Consider the following 15,168-nt stretch of genomic DNA (forward strand, 5'->3'; position numbering starts at 1 on the left):
GTGCGCCATCTCGCGAGACCGGACTGGTCGGGCGGGTAACGCACCGCTGAATGGATCGACCGGGCGCTATTCGACGGTGACGGACTTGGCCAGGTTGCGCGGCTTGTCGATGTCGTAGCCGCGCGCCTGAGCCACCTCGGCGGCAAAGATCTGCAGCGGAACGGTCGATAGCAACGGCTGGAAAAGCGTTGGCGCCGATGGGATTTCGATGAGATCGTCGGCGAACGGGCGCACCGTGTCGTCGCCCTCCTCGGCGATCACGATGGTGCGGGCGCCGCGGGCCTGGATCTCACGGATATTGCTCAGCAGCTTCGAGTGCAGCACTGCGCGCCCCTTGGGTGAGGGCATGACGACGATCACCGGCAGCCCCTCCTCGATCAGCGCGATCGGGCCGTGCTTGAGCTCACCCGCCGCGAAGCCCTCGGCGTGCATATACGCGAGTTCTTTGAGCTTGAGCGCACCCTCCAACGCCACCGGATAGCCGACGTGTCGGCCGAGGAACAGCACGGTCGGCACATGCGCCAGTTCCCTGGCGATCGCGCGCACCTGCGGCGCGGTCTCCAGTACCTGCTGCACCAGGTGCGGCATCGCCTCGAGTTCGGCGAACTCGCGGGCCACCTCATCCGGATACTTGGTGCCGCGCGCCTGCGCCAGGGCCAGCCCGACCAGGTAGTTCGCCGCCACCTGCGCCAGGAACGCCTTGGTGGAGGCGACACCGATCTCCGGTCCGGTCCTGGTGTAGAGCACCGCATCGGACTCGCGCGGAATCTGTGCGCCATTGGTATTGCAGATGGCGAGCACGCGCGCCTTCTGCTCCTTCGCGTGCCGCACCGCCTCGAGGGTGTCGGCGGTCTCACCCGACTGCGAGATCGCCACCACCAGTGTCGAACGGTCCAAAACCGGGTCTCGATACCGGAATTCGCTGGCCAGCTCGACCTCGACAGGGAGCCTGGTCCAGTGCTCGATCGCGTACTTGGCCAACAGTCCGGCGTGATAGGAACTGCCGCAGGCGACGACGAATACCTTGTCGAAGTCGCGCAGTTCCTGATCGGCGAGGCGCTGCTCGTCCAGCACGATCCGGCCACCGGCCTCGTCCTGGGTGAAGTGGCCGATCAACGTGTCGGCGACACCGGCGGGCTGTTCCTCGATCTCCTTCAGCATGAAGAAGTCGTGCCCGCCCTTCTCGGCGGCGGCCAGATCCCAGTCGATGGTGAACGGGCGAGTGCGCGCCGATCCGTCATTGCCCGCGAAGTCGGTGACCGTGTAGGTGTCGGCGGTGATCACAACGGCCTGGTCCTGGCCGAGTTCGACGGCCTCGCGGGTGTGCTCGATGAATGCGGTGACGTCAGAGGCGATGAACATCTCGCCCTTGCCGACACCGACGACCAGCGGTGTCGAGCGACGTGCGGCGACAATGACATCCGGGTGGTCGGCATGGGTGAAGACCAGCGTGAACGCACCCTCCAGCCGGCGCAGCACAGCCAGCGCGCTCGCCGCGAAATCGCCCGCGGCGGGGCCTTCGGCGTACGCGCGCGCCACCAGGTGCACGGCGACCTCGGTGTCGGTGTCACTGCTCAGCTCGACGCCGGCGTCTTCGAGCTCCCGGCGCAGCGGGGCGAAGTTCTCGATGATGCCGTTGTGCACCACGGCCACCTTGTTGGTGATGTCGCGGTGTGGATGGGCGTTGCGGTCGGTCGGCGCGCCGTGAGTGGCCCAGCGGGTGTGTCCCATACCGGTGGTGCCCGCGAAGTGGTCGGCCCCCACGTCAGCCAGTTCGGCCTCGAGATTGGCCAGTTTGCCGGCCTTGCGTTCCACCGCCAACACGCCCGTGCCATCCAGGATCGCGACGCCCGCGGAGTCGTATCCTCGATATTCCATGCGGCGCAACGCGTCAACGACAACGCCGAGAGCGTCCCGGTATCCGACGTACCCCACGATTCCGCACATGGCTCACCAGAGTACTTATCGGATAACGTTCACGTCGTGTCGGCGTCTGTGAAATCACTCCTGAGCACCCTGACCAGCCGGGGGCCCCACCGCGTACTGCGCGGCAATCTCGCCATCGCCGGTCAGCCCGGCGTGGTGTTCACCCCGGAGTCCGGATCGAATCTACCCGCGGTCGCATTCGGCCACGGCTGGCTGACCGGCGCCGCCAACTATCGCGCCACGCTCGAACACCTGGCGTCCTGGGGTTTTGTGGCCGCGGCCCCGGATACCGAGCGCGGGCCGATTCCGTCACACCTCGGATTGGCCACCGATCTGCTCACCACGCTCGATATCTGCACCAGCGTCCGGCTCGGTGACGGTGCGATCAGCGTGCATCCGGACCGGCTGGCGCTGGCCGGGCACGGCATGGGCGCGGGCGCCGCGGTGATCGCCGCCGGACAGCGTCGCGTTGCCGCGGTTGCCGCCCTCTACCCGGCGCCGACCGCGCCGTCCGCCGAGTCCATCGCACCGGATATCGATACGCCTGCTCTGGTGGTAGCGGGGGCGACCGATATCGAATCGGTCAGCTCGAATGCGCTCCCGCTGACCGCCGCGTGGGCCGGGCCGGTGGTGCTGCGGGCGGTCGACGGGGCGTCGCACAACGGCATTGTCGAAGGGCGCCGCGCGTTGGCGGCGTTGGGGGTAGGCAAGCACGAAGCCAAGACCGCGCGGACGACGCGGGCGCTGCTCACCGGGTTTCTGCTGCACAAACTGTTGCGCGATAAGACATATGCGGCGTTTTCCGATCCGGAAGCGGTAATCCCGCACGCCACGGTTGTCGATCCGGAAGCGCCGCGTGAAGAGGAGAAGCCCAAGTTCTCGGTCATGCAACTCGCGCAGTTGTTGCGCAAGTGATCATGGCCGGAGGCCGTCGAGCGCTAGTTCGATGAACCGCCGCCAGTCACCGAATCCATCGCGGCTGATCGTGGCGACCGCGCCGACGATCATATAAAGGTCGGCGACGGTCGCATCCGCGCGAATACTGCCGTCGCCTCGCCCCCTGGCCAGTAGCTCCGCGCCGAGTTCGGCCAGATCGTCGCGTACCGTACCGCGCGGTTCGGTGTCGCCGAGCATCGATTCGATCGTGCCGGACAGTGCACGCCCCTGCTCGTGCACTTCGGCGACATGGCTGAGGAAACCGGCCAGCGCCTGCCGCGGATCCGGATTCGGCAGGCAAGTGCGGCGCACATACTCGAGAATCCCGGCGAAACGCTGCTCGGCAGCCGCCTCGATCAAGGCACGGCGGGTCGGAAAATGGCGGTAGATGGTGCCGACCCCGACCCCCGCCGCACGTGCCACATCGGCCATCTGCACATCGTCACCACGTTCGGCGAACAGGGACGTCGCGGTTGCCAGGACCTGGTCGCGATTGCGGGCGGCGTCGGTGCGGAGTTTGCGGGTGTTCGAGTCGGTCATCTATCTCCCTGTCTGCCGGTCGTAGGTTAGACCCGGATCGGTGCGCGAGTGCGCTCGACGACGATCGCTACCGCCAAAGCGATCAGCATCACCAAGGCGATGAACAGTTGCGGGTCCATGCCGATGACTCTGGTGGCGTCGGCGGCGTGCTCCGGATCCTGAGCCGCGGTACCGGGGAAGAGCAACGCGCCCCACATGGCCAGCCAGGTGACCGATCCGAGTGCGGCAGCCAGGAAGAATTGGGCGCGCATGTTCCCCGTTCGCCGCCATAGGACCGCCAGCCCGATCGCGCCGATGAGTGCGCCCATGCCGATGTATTGGGCGTCGTGGAATTTGGCATGCGGGGGCCAGGCGGGGTTGTGCAGGTGCAGGTCGGCGATGTCGGGGATGACCAGGTCGGCGAGGAGTGGGCCGATGAGGGTGTTGAGGAGGACGGCGCCGACGAGGATTCGCGGGAGGGTCCAGTGGGTGGTCATGGGGGTCCTATCGATCAGTTGATGGAACCGGAATCCGATTCCGATTTAACGGTAGAGCTGTGGGCCGCGGACTGTCAACGGGCCGTTGGCATTCCGGGTAGTTCGGGCCGTGGACGACCGGTCGTGGGGCGCTTGCACGGTGGTCGACTGCTCGGTACGGTCGATCCAGCTGAATAGGGGGCGGGGAGCCGGTCCGGCCCTGTTCGATGTCATCGACATCCGGCGACCGGGGAGTACCACATGGTCAGCAGGGGGAAGCTCGTGGTTGAGTCCGTTTTCGCGGTTGAGGCTGTTGTGTCGGCGGGGTGTGGGGGTCGACTGATGGGAGCGGCGAACCTGCCGCAGCAGGCCCCGCCGACGCCGAAGATCTTCTCCTGGCCAGGGCTGTAAAGAAGGGGCGATTCGATGTCAGGCAATGAGCCCACGAGAATCCCCCCGCACGGGGAGAACGTATTCCATTGGGAACGTACCGAAATCGAGGAAGCGTTCAAGCCGCTGGATCCGAAGAATGCCCACGGCGCGGCCATGACCTACTCCAACGTGGCCACCCAATGGGACCAGGGTCTGGAGACTTTCGCCCGATCCGTCCAGGGCTCGATCGCCGAAGCATGGGAAGGCTCGGCCGCAGATAAAGCCAAAGAGGCGATCAACCGCTACGTCACCAGCGCCCACGAGCTGACGCCATTGATCACCCAGATGTCGAACGACATGGAAGCCGCCGCCGACGGAGTCCGCAACGTCGCCAACGGAATTCCGGAAGCCAACCACCACTCCTGGACCGCGAACGTCTGGCCGCCACGCGCCCACGAGGAAGAGAACACCAAGAACGAGGCGACCGCAGGCGCCCGCAACGCCATGCTCACCAACTACGTGAACAAATTCGCCGAGTTCGACGGACGAATTCCCGTGCTGCCCACCGCACTCGACCCGACCAATCCGCTGGACATCTCCGGGCCGATCAAATCCGGCGGCAACGAACCGGGATCGTCAGGTCCCGGCGGGACCTCCGGGGGCCCGACGGGCGGCACCTCGACTGGCGGCGAGACCAAGGATGGGACCGAATCCGAGGGCAAGTCTCCCGAGGAGACCACGTCCACGGACACCAACCCGACAGATACCACCGCGAGCTCGACGAACCCGAGCACCACGACGTCGACGACACCGACTACAACGACACCTAGCACTACAACCGCGACAACGCCGAGCACTGCGACAACCCCGAGTTCCACCCCGGCTGGCGCGGGTTCGCCCGGCAGTTACACCTCGACGTCGCCGAGTCCCGGCCGCACCGTATCCGGCACGCCCGGCACGACTACGACCAATCCCGCTGCGGCAGCGGCCACTACGTCCACCTCGACCGGACGCAGCGGAATGGGAATGGGCGGTATGGGCGCCGGCGCGGGCCGCGGCAAATCCGATGAGGACAGCACCCACCAGATACCGGACTACCTCATCAACGCCGCCAATACCGAAGAACTGCTCGGCGAGATCGCGCGCACCCTCCCCGGCGGCGTGATCGGCGAAGATCCGGAATCGCCACCCCCGCCGGCCCGCACCTGACCGCCGCACAACACCCTCCGGCCGCGCTCGACGCCGGCCGGGCTCGTCCACGCGGGGCGGCGAGCCCACCACAGCCGAAACCTGTTGGTCAGAAACGCAAACGGACGCGCCGCACCCGTCACGAACCACCCGCACGATCGATTGGAATCTCCAGATGGCTGAATGGACTTGGGAGCCGGACGATTTCGCCGCACTGTGGTTCAGCCCCGCGAACGACCGCTTCCCCAATCCACTCCGCTTCACCAGCCGTTTCGCCTACCGCGACGACTTCGATACCCATCGGGTCACCATGCGCGAGCGCTACTCCTGCGACGAACTCGAGGAGATCCAACTCGCCCTGCACACTCTCACCGCCTCGACCATCCGCATCCAAATCTTCGGCGGCACAACCCAACACAAGAACCCGGTCGGCGGCATCCGCGTCTACCGAATCGTCGGCGCCCGCACCGACCACCACGCCATGTCACTGGCCCAAGCCACCTTCGGCGACACCAATGGCCCCATCCGCTGCCGCCTGTTCCCTGTAGACCACCTCCCCGCCCAACTCACCAGTTCCCTCCCTCCCTGCACCCCAGGCACCAACCCACCCGCCACTTTCCACCCCGACGACATCTACGGCCGCCCCAACGGCCACCTCGAAAGCGTCACCCGCAACTCCCCCCGCGAGCGCTACCAACGCCTCCTCAACCGCCCCGCCGACGGCGGCGGCTCCGCCCTCCTCCACACCGGCCCCGCCAACAAACTCACCACCCCCCTGACCACCGTCCAATGGCACGACATAACCAACGACGGCCGCTACACCGAACACCGCTCCCAGCACATAACCGTCCGCCCCACCACCCCCACCACCCTGGCCACCCACTTCACCACCTGGATCGACCAAACAACCCAACGCCTCCGACAGGCCGAAGAAGACCGCTGGTAGACCCGGCAATCCTCAGATCAACCAGCTCTTGCGCCGGTAGTACTCGGACTCAGGATCGTCATCCTCGTCGATCGGTGTGACGACATTGTGAGCTTTGCGGGCTGCGATCGACCGCGCGATCGCCTCGCGCTGCTCCCGTGCCTCGGCGGCGAGGCGTTCCTGCTCGGCACGAGCCTCGGTCTCGCGACGTTCTCGCTCCTCCGCCTCCGCCTGTGCCTTCTCCAACTCCTCAGCGTGGTCTTCCCAGAACGTGCGCATTTCTTCGTTCATTTGTTCAACGAAGTCGCGTCCCCGCGCTGCGCTTCGCTGCTCGATCTCCACGAGTTCCTCGCGCAGCATCCGAGACTGGCGGTCGTGCTCTTCGAATATCCGCTCGATCTCTTCCGAGTAATTCGTCATCCTGCACCTCCACTAATCGCATCCACTTGCTAGAGCGGGCCGGCCTCGGCGAGTTGCGCCCCACTATCGAAAGGTTGCTCGGGTTTCTCTTCCTCGGTGCCGGTAAGAGCCGGGTCGGGCATGTGCTCGCCGTCCTCTTCCCGCTTGGCGCCCGTTCCGGTAGGCACGCCGGAGGTTGTGCCCGGAGTTCCTGTGCCCTCCTCCTGCTGCGAGTTGTCCGAGAAAGCGCCCCCCGCGTCTTCGCCTTCCTTCTCGACCTCGGTGTCCGAGATAACCGGTACACCGTTCTCGTCCAGCTTCATGCTGTACTCATGCGACTTTCCGTCGGCATCGGTCGAGACGAGTTTCAACTGTCCGTCCTGGCCCATCTCGAACTTCAAATGCTTTCCGGCCAAATCGAACTCGGCGCCCGAACTGTTGTCATCCGGCTTGCCGTCGCCATCCTTGTCTTCAGTACTCGTCGGATTGAGCGTCTTTTCGATCTCCTGCACCGCACTATCGATCCCGTCCTTGATCGAAGTGCCCAGAGAGGTGAGTCCTTGACCGACGGTCTGAGCGAGTGAAGTCAATTGCGATGCCGCAGAGGTAAGGGAAGACAGCCCGGACAGGAGGTTGCTCGCCGTGGTGGTAGTGGTGGGCGTCGTTGCCGTGGTTGTAGTCGTCGGCGTCGAGGTATTCGTGCTCGGGGTCGTCCCGGGGCCGGGGGTCGACGAAGCCGTGGTGGAGTTGTTGTTGGTGGGATTGTTGTTATTCGAAGGCGTCTTGTCCGTGGCGGTCCCTTGCGGGCGTGGATAAGGGTTGCTGTCCAACTCCTCCATGGCCTTGACCAGCAACGGGTATGCCTCTTTGATCGCCGTATCGGTCGAGTTGCACTTGTCCACGAAATTGGTCAGCGTATCCTCGAATTTCTTCTTGAAAACATCATCGAGCCACTTGCGGCTGACCTTCTTTGTCGATTCCTTGTCGAGGCCCAACACTCCAGCCGCGGCCGAAGTTCCGGCACCGACGGTAACGACACCAACCGCGGCAACAATACCCCAATCTTTCCACGAAAAATCGGACCAGCCGGTATTGGCACCTTCAATTATCTCGTCGATATCCGAAGGAGACTTACCGTCGACCTTTACCTCGCCCGAGCTGCTCGCCAGTTCATGGACGTGATCAGCCTTCGATTGAACCGCCAACCGCAGTTTCGGCACCACGGTCGTAATTGCATCGAGCGCGGCCCTGGCCTTACGTCGGTCCTCCTTGGCCATTGTGAGCTGCTGTCCGAACATGTACTTCGCAGCTCCAGCCGCCTGCCCCTGCCATATCGTGTCCAACTTCTGCGACAGCGCATACTGCGTATCCCACTGAGCATCAGCCTCATTGAGCGTTGAACGAAGCGCGGTGGCCGTATTGGCCAACTTTTCCAGGTTCATGCCACGCTGTTCGTCATACCTGGCGTAGATCTGATTCAAGGTCAAGTTGGGGTCATGCCCGAACGCCTTTTTATACCGCTCGATCAACTGCGCAAAGAACTGGAGCCCCGACGATCCGGTATCAAGAATTGCATCGACATTCTTACCACTCAGATCCGGTGACGTTGTATCCGCCATGCTATGACTCCCTGCTCGTCGAAACCGCCAGCCCGGGCATATGACTAAGCATTTTTGGTCTTGTCCGCATTCTCTTTGTCGGTATCGGAATAGACTATGCTGGCCGCACCCACGGTATCGCCGATAGCCGCACCCGCCGAGCCCCAGGCTTTCAGCCATTTCACGACATTTTCCAACCCACTATGGATTGCTTTCCCCTGGGTCCCGTAGTTACGCCCGGCATCCCCGTCGCCGAACATATTGTCGGATACCCGCTTGGCGCTGTTCGTCACCACAGCCGCAGACAGCTGCAGATCGCTGCCGAACTGCCCCAGTTCCCCGGTCTTGACGCCCAACATCTGGCTCGAATCGGTCATCGGTAAGGCCCCTCCAGTCCTGTCGTCCGATCGTCCGGCGGCGATCCAGCTCGCGCCGAGTACTTGCCCTACTTCCTTCGACGTGTGCGGGCTGGATTCGGTTCCATCGGGTCGATCAGCCGAATTCGTATGCGCAGAAATCTACTGGGTGGGTCTATCGGCTACAACAACCATCGACGCGTCGCAGAAGAACCGGTCGGCTCGAGTATGGCCGACATGGGATTCGTTCCGCAGGTTCCAATGATCCGCACATGAAGCGCGCGGATCATTGCAGCCTGCGGCCGGGTCGCCCCTCGAAGGGGCTGGGTTGTGGGGGCCGTTGTCGGACAGTGTAATTGGGTTTCGTACAGCGGACGAATATGTCGAGACGGAGTCGACAGTGAATTGGTCGAAGCGATGAGAACGGCCCGACCCCGAGAACGGGGCCGGGCCGACAACCAGAGGCGGCTCAGCGGCTAGTGCCCGATCTTCCCCTGATCGGTCCGCACCCACTCGGAAGTCCCGTCCGGATGCCGATGGAACTCCCATGCGGAGTAATCGCCGTCCTTCTCGACCACGGTGACCTGGTCGGCGATGCCGTCGTGGTCCCAGTCGGTCCACACCTGCATGGCCTCGGGGCCGGTGGTGGTGACGGTGTCGAGGGTGCCGTCGCCGTCGATGTCCTGGGTCGGGTGGTGCAGTTCGACTTCACCGAGGCCGTCCAGGGAGGAGGATGCGTCGACGCCGGGTAGATCCATGCCCGGGAATTCACCTGAGGTGATCATGACTCCTCCTGGTCGGGACTCGCGCGGGTGACACGGCGGTCGATCGGTAGGTACCGGTCCATAGTGTCATCCGCGAGTCCCGAACGCAGCTCCCCGCCCTAATTGTTGGGGACAATCACTTTTTCGGAATGATCAGCCACAGCACCAGATACACGACGAACTGCGGGCCCGGGAGCAAGCAGGACAGGACGAACAGCAACCGGACGACGTTGGCGTTCCAGCCGAAGTATTCGGCGATACCACCGCAGACGCCGGCGATCCACTTGTCGTGGGTGGAGCGGGTGAGTCGGCGGGTGGGCGCGGGGGCGGTCATTGTGTTCCCTCTCTGGCGATGTTCGGTACTACATCGACTCTGCCCGGGAAAACAGCGCTTCACATCGGTCGCATGACCTATCTCGACCCTGATTTCCGCAGGCCGCGGACTCAGGGTGCAACCCCGAGCACCGACCAGACCCCGCGGTGGCGGTGCGGCAGTGACACGGCAGACTCATGCTGGTGAGCACCACTCTGCACGCGCGCGGACTCTCCGCGGGCCACGGCGAACGCACCCTGTTCGACGACCTCGATTTCACCCTGGCACCGGGTGATGTAATCGGTTTGGTCGGCATGAACGGTGCGGGCAAGTCGACGCTGCTGCGCATGCTCGCGAACCGATCGACACCAACCGGCAGCATCACGCTGTCCCCGCCCGACGCCACCGTCGGGTACTTGGCGCAGGAGCCCGAGCGGATCCCCGGGGAGACAGTGCTCGAATTCCTCGGCCGCCGAACAGGTGTCGCCGATGCACAGCGGATCATGGATGCCGCGGCAGAGCGTTTGGCCGACGGCGGTGCGGACGAATATTCGCTGGCCCTGGAGCGCTGGCTCGCGCTCGGCGGCGCCGACCTGGACCAGCGGGCCGAGGAGGTCGCGGCGGATCTCGGTCTCGCGGATAGCCTGCCGAACGGCCTCGACACCGCGATGACCGGCCTCTCGGGCGGCCAGGCGGCCCGGGCCGGACTCGCTTCGGTGCTGCTGTCCCGCTTCGACATTCTGCTGCTCGACGAGCCGACGAACGATCTGGATCTCGACGGTCTCGCCCGGCTGGAACAGTTCGTGACCGGCGTGCGGGTGCCGCTGATGGTGATCAGTCACGACCGAGAGTTCTTGGCGCGCACCGTGAATCGCATTGTCGAACTCGATCTCGCGCAGCAGCAGGTGGGGATCTACGACGGCGGCTACGAGGCGTATCTGATGGAGCGTGAGATCGCCCGCCAGCACGCGCGCGAGGCCTACGAGGACTACGCCGACACCAAGGCCGGGCTCGAGGCCCGCGCCCAAATGCAGCGCAACTGGCTCGAACACGGCGTTCGCAATGCTCGCCGAAAGGCACGCGACCCCAAGAAGGTCGATTCCGACAAGGCGGGCCGCAAGATGCGCGCCGAATCCACCGAGAAGCAGGCCGCCAAGGCCCGCCAGACCCAACGGCGCATCGAGCGTCTGGATGTGGTCGAGGAGCCGCGCAAGGAGTGGGAGCTGCGCATGTCCATTGCGGCGGCGCCGCGCAGCGGCTCGGTGGTCGCCACTTTGTCGAATGCCACCCTCACCCGAGGGGATTTCGAACTCGGCCCGATCACCACCCAGGTCGACTGGGCCGACCGCATCGTGCTGACCGGCGCCAATGGTTCGGGTAAATCCACACTTCTGGCTCTGCTGCTCGGAAAAATTCAGCCGGACGACGGAACTGCCGCACTCGGCTCCGGCGTCGAAATCGGCGAGGTCGACCAGGCGCGCGGGCTCTTCAGCGGAAGTGCCGCCCTCGCGGAAACTTTCAGCGCCGAAATGCCCGACTGGCCGGATGCCGAGGTCCGCACCCTGCTGGCCAAATTCGGCCTCCGCGGCCCACATGTCCTGCGGTCCTGCGAAACCCTCTCCCCCGGCGAGCGCACCCGCGCCGCACTCGCCCTGCTCCAAGCCCGCGGCGTCAACCTGCTGGTCCTCGACGAACCGACCAACCACCTCGACCTACCCGCCATCGAACAACTCGAGCAGGCCATCGAATCCTTCGAAGGCACAATGCTGCTGGTCACCCACGACCGCCGCATGCTCGACTCGGTCACCGCCACCCGCCGCTGGCACATCAACAACGGCAACCTCACCGAGAGCTAGATGATTTCCGCGACTGATCGGGTCGGGTTGCTGCCCGGCCAACTGTGCATGCCGCCTGCTGAGCCGCGCCTCATGGGCGCATAACCGGGGACGCCGTGGGACCAGGGTCGGGGCGGGATCGTTCGGTGCAGTGCTGACGGGTGGACAGTGCGAGGCCGCCAGGGGGATCAGTTCGGCGGCTTGGGTGTAGCCGCGGCGTCTGTGGTGGCGTTGGAGTTCGGTGGTGAGGGCTGCGCGGGAGATGCCCAGGCGCAGTGCGGATTCCAGGGTGGCCAGAGCTTCGGGGCGGGGCGCTGTGCGAGCTATGTCGATTGCGGTTCGGGTCGGGTTGGTGGTGACTATGCCGTGGATCAGTTCTAGTTCGGCCTTGTCGACATGGTCACGATGGACGATCAGGCGGCGGGAGCGCGAATCCTGGATGCCCAGTACATGGGTGGGTTGGCTGTGCGGTGTTGGCAAACCGTGCAGTTCGGCGGCGGTGTGATAGGCGGCGGTCAGGGTTGGCACTCCCATGGATAGTCGGGCCGCTTCGACGCGGAGTTGGGCGGAGGGCGAGGTGGTCGCTTCGCGGAAGACGCCGCGGAAGACGCGGACCCACTCGCCTCGGTCGAGTAAATTTCGCATCTCCGCGCGGGTGTACTCGCATAGCACCTGCCATGAGGTGAACACCCCGAATTGCTTGTCCCGTACTTCTTCCAGGCCTGGTCGCATACGCCAACTATCGGCGAAACCGAACCTCGCCCTCGGTGCCCGACCAGCGCAGACAGAAAGTCTGTGGATAACCGATTCCCTGTGGACAACTCGCCGTGCCGCAGCGAACCTTCGGGCCTCGTACCTGCCCCACCACTAAAAGCGGCCAGGACGTGCGGCCGATCGTGCCGCTGCCCCAACTACACCGCGGCGACGCGCTTGGCCAGATCGTCGGCCAGCTGCTGGGCTTGAACCGGGTCGGTCGCCTCCACCATCACCCGAACCAGTTGCTCGGTTCCACTGGGGCGCAACAGGATTCGCCCGGAGTCGCCGAGAGCTCGTTCGGCTTCCGCTACCGCCTCGCGGATTTCGGGGGCGGCGGCGACCGTTGCCTTGTCGGTAACCGGGACGTTCACCAGCACCTGCGGCACGGTCTGCAGCACCGAAGCCAAATCGGCCAGCGTGCGGCCGGTTTGCGCCATACGAGCCATCAGTTTCAATCCGGTGAGGATGCCGTCGCCGGTGGTGCCGTAGTCGGGGAAAACCACGTGGCCGGACTGTTCACCACCGAGGTTGTATCCGCCGCGGCGCAACTCCTCGAGGACATACCGGTCGCCGACGGCGGTGGTGCGCAAGGTGATTCCGGCTTCGCGCATCGCGATGTGCAGACCCAGATTGCTCATGACCGTGCCGACCAGCGTGTTCTGGACGAGCGAACCGGTCTCGTGCATGGCAAGCGCGAGGATGGCCAGGATCGCGTCACCGTCGACGACGGCGCCCTCGGCATCGACGGCCAACGTGCGGTCGGCGTCGCCGTCGTGTGCGATGCCGAGGTCGGCGCCGTGCTCGCGTACCGCGTGCTGAATTTGTTCGAGATGCGTTGAGCCGCAACCATCGTTGATGTTGAGGCCGTCCGGTTCGGCATTGATCGCGATGACCGTCGCACCGGCCGCACGGTAGGCCGCGGGTCCGACCTCGGAGGCCGCGCCGTGCGCACAGTCGACGACGACGGTCAGCCCGGACAGGTCCTGTCCGGTCGCCTCGACCAGATGCTCGACGTACCGCTCGTGCGTGCCCGCCTCGCTGTATTGATTCGGGATCACCAGCCCGTGATCGCGGGCACCGGAAGCGTTCAGCACGCGCCCGATCCCCGCACCGATCGGCCGCAGCATCGCATCTTCGGCGATCAACGCCTCGATCCGGTCCTCGATCGCGTCGTCGAGCTTGTGCCCGCCGGCCGCGAAGATCTTGATTCCGTTGTCCGGCATGGGATTGTGCGAGGCCGAGATCATGACACCGAGGCAGGCGTCGTACAGACCGGTCAGATACGCCACGGCCGGAGTCGGAAGTACACCTACCGAAAGCACATTCACGCCCGCGGCAGTCAGACCCGCGGTGACCGCGGCCTCGAGCATCTCACCGCTGGCGCGTGGATCGCGACCGACCACGGCGAGCGCGCGCTCCTTGCCGCGACTCAGGATCTGCGCGGCGGCACCGGAAACCCGCAGCGCCAGTTCCGGACTCAGCGATTCATTGGCAAGCCCACGGACTCCGTCGGTGCCGAACAAACGTCCCACTACCCTCGCCCCTCATCGTTGCTCCGCGGCGTGCGCGACGGGCACGGAGGCGGCAGCCCGCGTAACCACGCAGGGCCCCGCAAACGCCGCAAATAGATACAGCACGAGAGCAGGCGCCCAGCCGTGCTGGGGGCCTGCTCTCGCACAGGTGCCCCGCCGACCGTACCGCCTCCGACACCTCCAGGGTGGCGGATGACGGTGGCCGACGTAGCCAAAATCAGCGCTTCGAGTACTGCGGCGCCTTACGGGCCTTCTTGAGGCCGTACTTCTTACGCTCGGTAGCACGCGGGTCACGCGTCAGGAAGCCGGCCCGCTTCAGGGCGGGACGGTCGTCCGGGGTGACCTCGATGAGCGCACGAGCAATGGCCAGACGCAGCGCACCGGCCTGACCCGAGGGGCCACCGCCGACGAGACGCGCGTGGATGTCGAAGGACTCGGTCCGCTCGACGGTCACCAGCGGCGACTTGACCAGCTGCTGGTGCACCTTGTTCGGGAAGTAGTCCTCGATGGTGCGGCCGTTGAGCACGAAGTTGCCGGTACCCGGCAGCAGGCGCACGCGAACGACGGCCTCCTTGCGACGACCGACGGTCTGCACCGGGCGGTCGATCACGATCGGGGCGTAGGCGGCGGGCTCGGCCTCGTAGCCGTAGTCCTCGTCGACGACCTCGACGTTGGCGTCCTCGGCCGCGTATTCGTCGGACTCGTTGAATTCCTCAGGAGCGGTCACTGGGCCACCTGCTTGATCTCGAACGGAATGGGCTGCTGAGCGGCGTGCGGATGCGTCGGGCCCGCGTAGACCTTCAGCTTGCCCGCGATGGCGTTGCCGAGCTTGTTCTTCGGGATCATGCCCTTGACGGCCTTCTCCACGAGACGATCGGGCCGCGACTCCAACACCTGACCGACAGTGCGCGACTTGAGGCCGCCCGGGTGTCCGCTGTGGTGGTGGATCAGCTTGTCCGCCTTCTTGTTGCCGGAGATGGCAACCTTGTCGGCGTTGATGATGATGACGAAGTCGCCACCATCGAAGTTCGGCGCGTAGGTCGGCTTGGTCTTGCCGCGCAGCAGATTCGCTGCCTGGACGGCGAGACGGCCGAGCACTACGTCAGTGGCGTCGATGACGTACCACTTGCGGGTCACGTCACCCGCCTTGGGGCTGTACGTAGGCACAGTGGTTCCCTGTCTGTAGTCGGTGTTGCCAGCCACGGCGTGCGGTCGAGCGGTTCCCGGCGGCCGGTGGAGACCCAGGGCTCGACGTACGTTCACACGCCAACGG

General features: G+C 65.1%; 15 protein-coding genes. 4 read left to right on the forward strand and 11 right to left on the reverse strand.

What is annotated here, in order from left to right:
• Nucleotides 1-66: 66 nt before the first annotated feature.
• A complete protein-coding gene (gene glmS / locus ACQPYR_RS39085; protein WP_433624535.1) occupies nucleotides 67-1,947 on the reverse strand; it encodes a glutamine--fructose-6-phosphate transaminase (isomerizing) in 1,881 nt (626 codons plus the stop codon).
• A gap of 36 nt (nucleotides 1,948-1,983) precedes the next feature.
• Between glmS and ACQPYR_RS39090 the strand changes: the two genes are divergently transcribed.
• The gene (locus ACQPYR_RS39090) at nucleotides 1,984-2,841 is read left to right on the forward strand and encodes a dienelactone hydrolase family protein (RefSeq protein WP_433624537.1); all 858 of its coding nucleotides are present in this window, start codon (nucleotides 1,984-1,986) and stop codon (nucleotides 2,839-2,841) included.
• On the opposite strand, the gene ACQPYR_RS39095 is transcribed toward ACQPYR_RS39090, so the two are convergent.
• Both ACQPYR_RS39095 and ACQPYR_RS39100 read right to left on the reverse strand, forming a co-directional pair.
• Nucleotides 2,842-3,402: a TetR/AcrR family transcriptional regulator gene (locus tag ACQPYR_RS39095; protein WP_433624539.1), complete on the reverse strand. Its 561-nt coding sequence runs from the start codon at nucleotides 3,400-3,402 to the stop codon at nucleotides 2,842-2,844. It abuts the gene before it with no gap.
• 26 nt (nucleotides 3,403-3,428) lie between these two features.
• Entirely contained in the window at nucleotides 3,429-3,878 is a 450-nt protein-coding gene (locus ACQPYR_RS39100; protein ID WP_433624541.1) for a DUF6640 family protein, read from the reverse strand.
• 405 nt (nucleotides 3,879-4,283) lie between these two features.
• Between ACQPYR_RS39100 and ACQPYR_RS39105 the strand changes: the two genes are divergently transcribed.
• Both ACQPYR_RS39105 and ACQPYR_RS39110 read left to right on the forward strand, forming a co-directional pair.
• Complete coding sequence (locus ACQPYR_RS39105) at nucleotides 4,284-5,438, forward strand: WXG100 family type VII secretion target (protein ID WP_433624543.1); 1,155 nt, start codon at nucleotides 4,284-4,286, stop codon at nucleotides 5,436-5,438.
• Nucleotides 5,439-5,592: 154 nt separating this feature from the next.
• Nucleotides 5,593-6,363: an ESX secretion-associated protein EspG gene (locus ACQPYR_RS39110; protein ID WP_433624545.1), complete on the forward strand. Its 771-nt coding sequence runs from the start codon at nucleotides 5,593-5,595 to the stop codon at nucleotides 6,361-6,363.
• Nucleotides 6,364-6,375: 12 nt separating this feature from the next.
• Here ACQPYR_RS39110 and ACQPYR_RS39115 read toward each other — a convergent pair whose 3' ends face one another.
• The 5 genes from ACQPYR_RS39115 to ACQPYR_RS39135 all read right to left on the reverse strand — a co-directional run bounded on the left by ACQPYR_RS39115 (nucleotide 6,376) and on the right by ACQPYR_RS39135 (nucleotide 9,793).
• Nucleotides 6,376-6,762, reverse strand: coding sequence for a hypothetical protein (locus ACQPYR_RS39115; RefSeq protein ID WP_433624547.1), 387 nt, complete (start codon nucleotides 6,760-6,762; stop codon nucleotides 6,376-6,378).
• Nucleotides 6,763-6,791: 29 nt separating this feature from the next.
• On the reverse strand, nucleotides 6,792-8,360 hold the full coding sequence (locus ACQPYR_RS39120; protein ID WP_433624549.1) for a hypothetical protein: 1,569 nt from the start codon (nucleotides 8,358-8,360) through the stop codon (nucleotides 6,792-6,794).
• 44 nt (nucleotides 8,361-8,404) lie between these two features.
• Nucleotides 8,405-8,716: a hypothetical protein gene (locus ACQPYR_RS39125; protein ID WP_433599651.1), complete on the reverse strand. Its 312-nt coding sequence runs from the start codon at nucleotides 8,714-8,716 to the stop codon at nucleotides 8,405-8,407.
• A gap of 455 nt (nucleotides 8,717-9,171) precedes the next feature.
• The gene (locus tag ACQPYR_RS39130) at nucleotides 9,172-9,480 is read right to left on the reverse strand and encodes a DUF6802 family protein (protein ID WP_387293825.1); all 309 of its coding nucleotides are present in this window, start codon (nucleotides 9,478-9,480) and stop codon (nucleotides 9,172-9,174) included.
• 115 nt (nucleotides 9,481-9,595) lie between these two features.
• Nucleotides 9,596-9,793: a PspC domain-containing protein gene (locus tag ACQPYR_RS39135; RefSeq protein ID WP_040686696.1), complete on the reverse strand. Its 198-nt coding sequence runs from the start codon at nucleotides 9,791-9,793 to the stop codon at nucleotides 9,596-9,598.
• Between the two features lie 176 nt (nucleotides 9,794-9,969).
• Between ACQPYR_RS39135 and ACQPYR_RS39140 the strand changes: the two genes are divergently transcribed.
• The gene (locus ACQPYR_RS39140) at nucleotides 9,970-11,628 is read left to right on the forward strand and encodes an ABC-F family ATP-binding cassette domain-containing protein (protein ID WP_433624551.1); all 1,659 of its coding nucleotides are present in this window, start codon (nucleotides 9,970-9,972) and stop codon (nucleotides 11,626-11,628) included.
• Nucleotides 11,629-12,518: 890 nt separating this feature from the next.
• Here ACQPYR_RS39140 and glmM read toward each other — a convergent pair.
• From glmM to rplM, 3 genes are all read right to left on the reverse strand, one after another.
• Nucleotides 12,519-13,895: a phosphoglucosamine mutase gene (glmM, locus tag ACQPYR_RS39145; protein WP_433624553.1), complete on the reverse strand. Its 1,377-nt coding sequence runs from the start codon at nucleotides 13,893-13,895 to the stop codon at nucleotides 12,519-12,521.
• 217 nt (nucleotides 13,896-14,112) lie between these two features.
• Nucleotides 14,113-14,622 (reverse strand): 30S ribosomal protein S9, encoded by a 510-nt coding sequence (gene rpsI / locus ACQPYR_RS39150; protein WP_433523105.1) that lies wholly within the window; start codon nucleotides 14,620-14,622, stop codon nucleotides 14,113-14,115.
• Nucleotides 14,619-15,062 carry a 50S ribosomal protein L13 gene (gene rplM / locus ACQPYR_RS39155; protein WP_040686710.1) on the reverse strand — a complete coding sequence of 148 codons (444 nt, stop codon included), beginning with the start codon at nucleotides 15,060-15,062 and terminating at the stop codon, nucleotides 14,619-14,621. The genes rpsI and rplM overlap by 4 nt, the downstream gene beginning before the upstream one ends.
• Between the last annotated feature and the right edge of the window lie 106 nt (nucleotides 15,063-15,168).

This window comes from Nocardia sp. CA-120079 (assembly GCF_050955745.1).
Taxonomy (GTDB): domain Bacteria; phylum Actinomycetota; class Actinomycetes; order Mycobacteriales; family Mycobacteriaceae; genus Nocardia.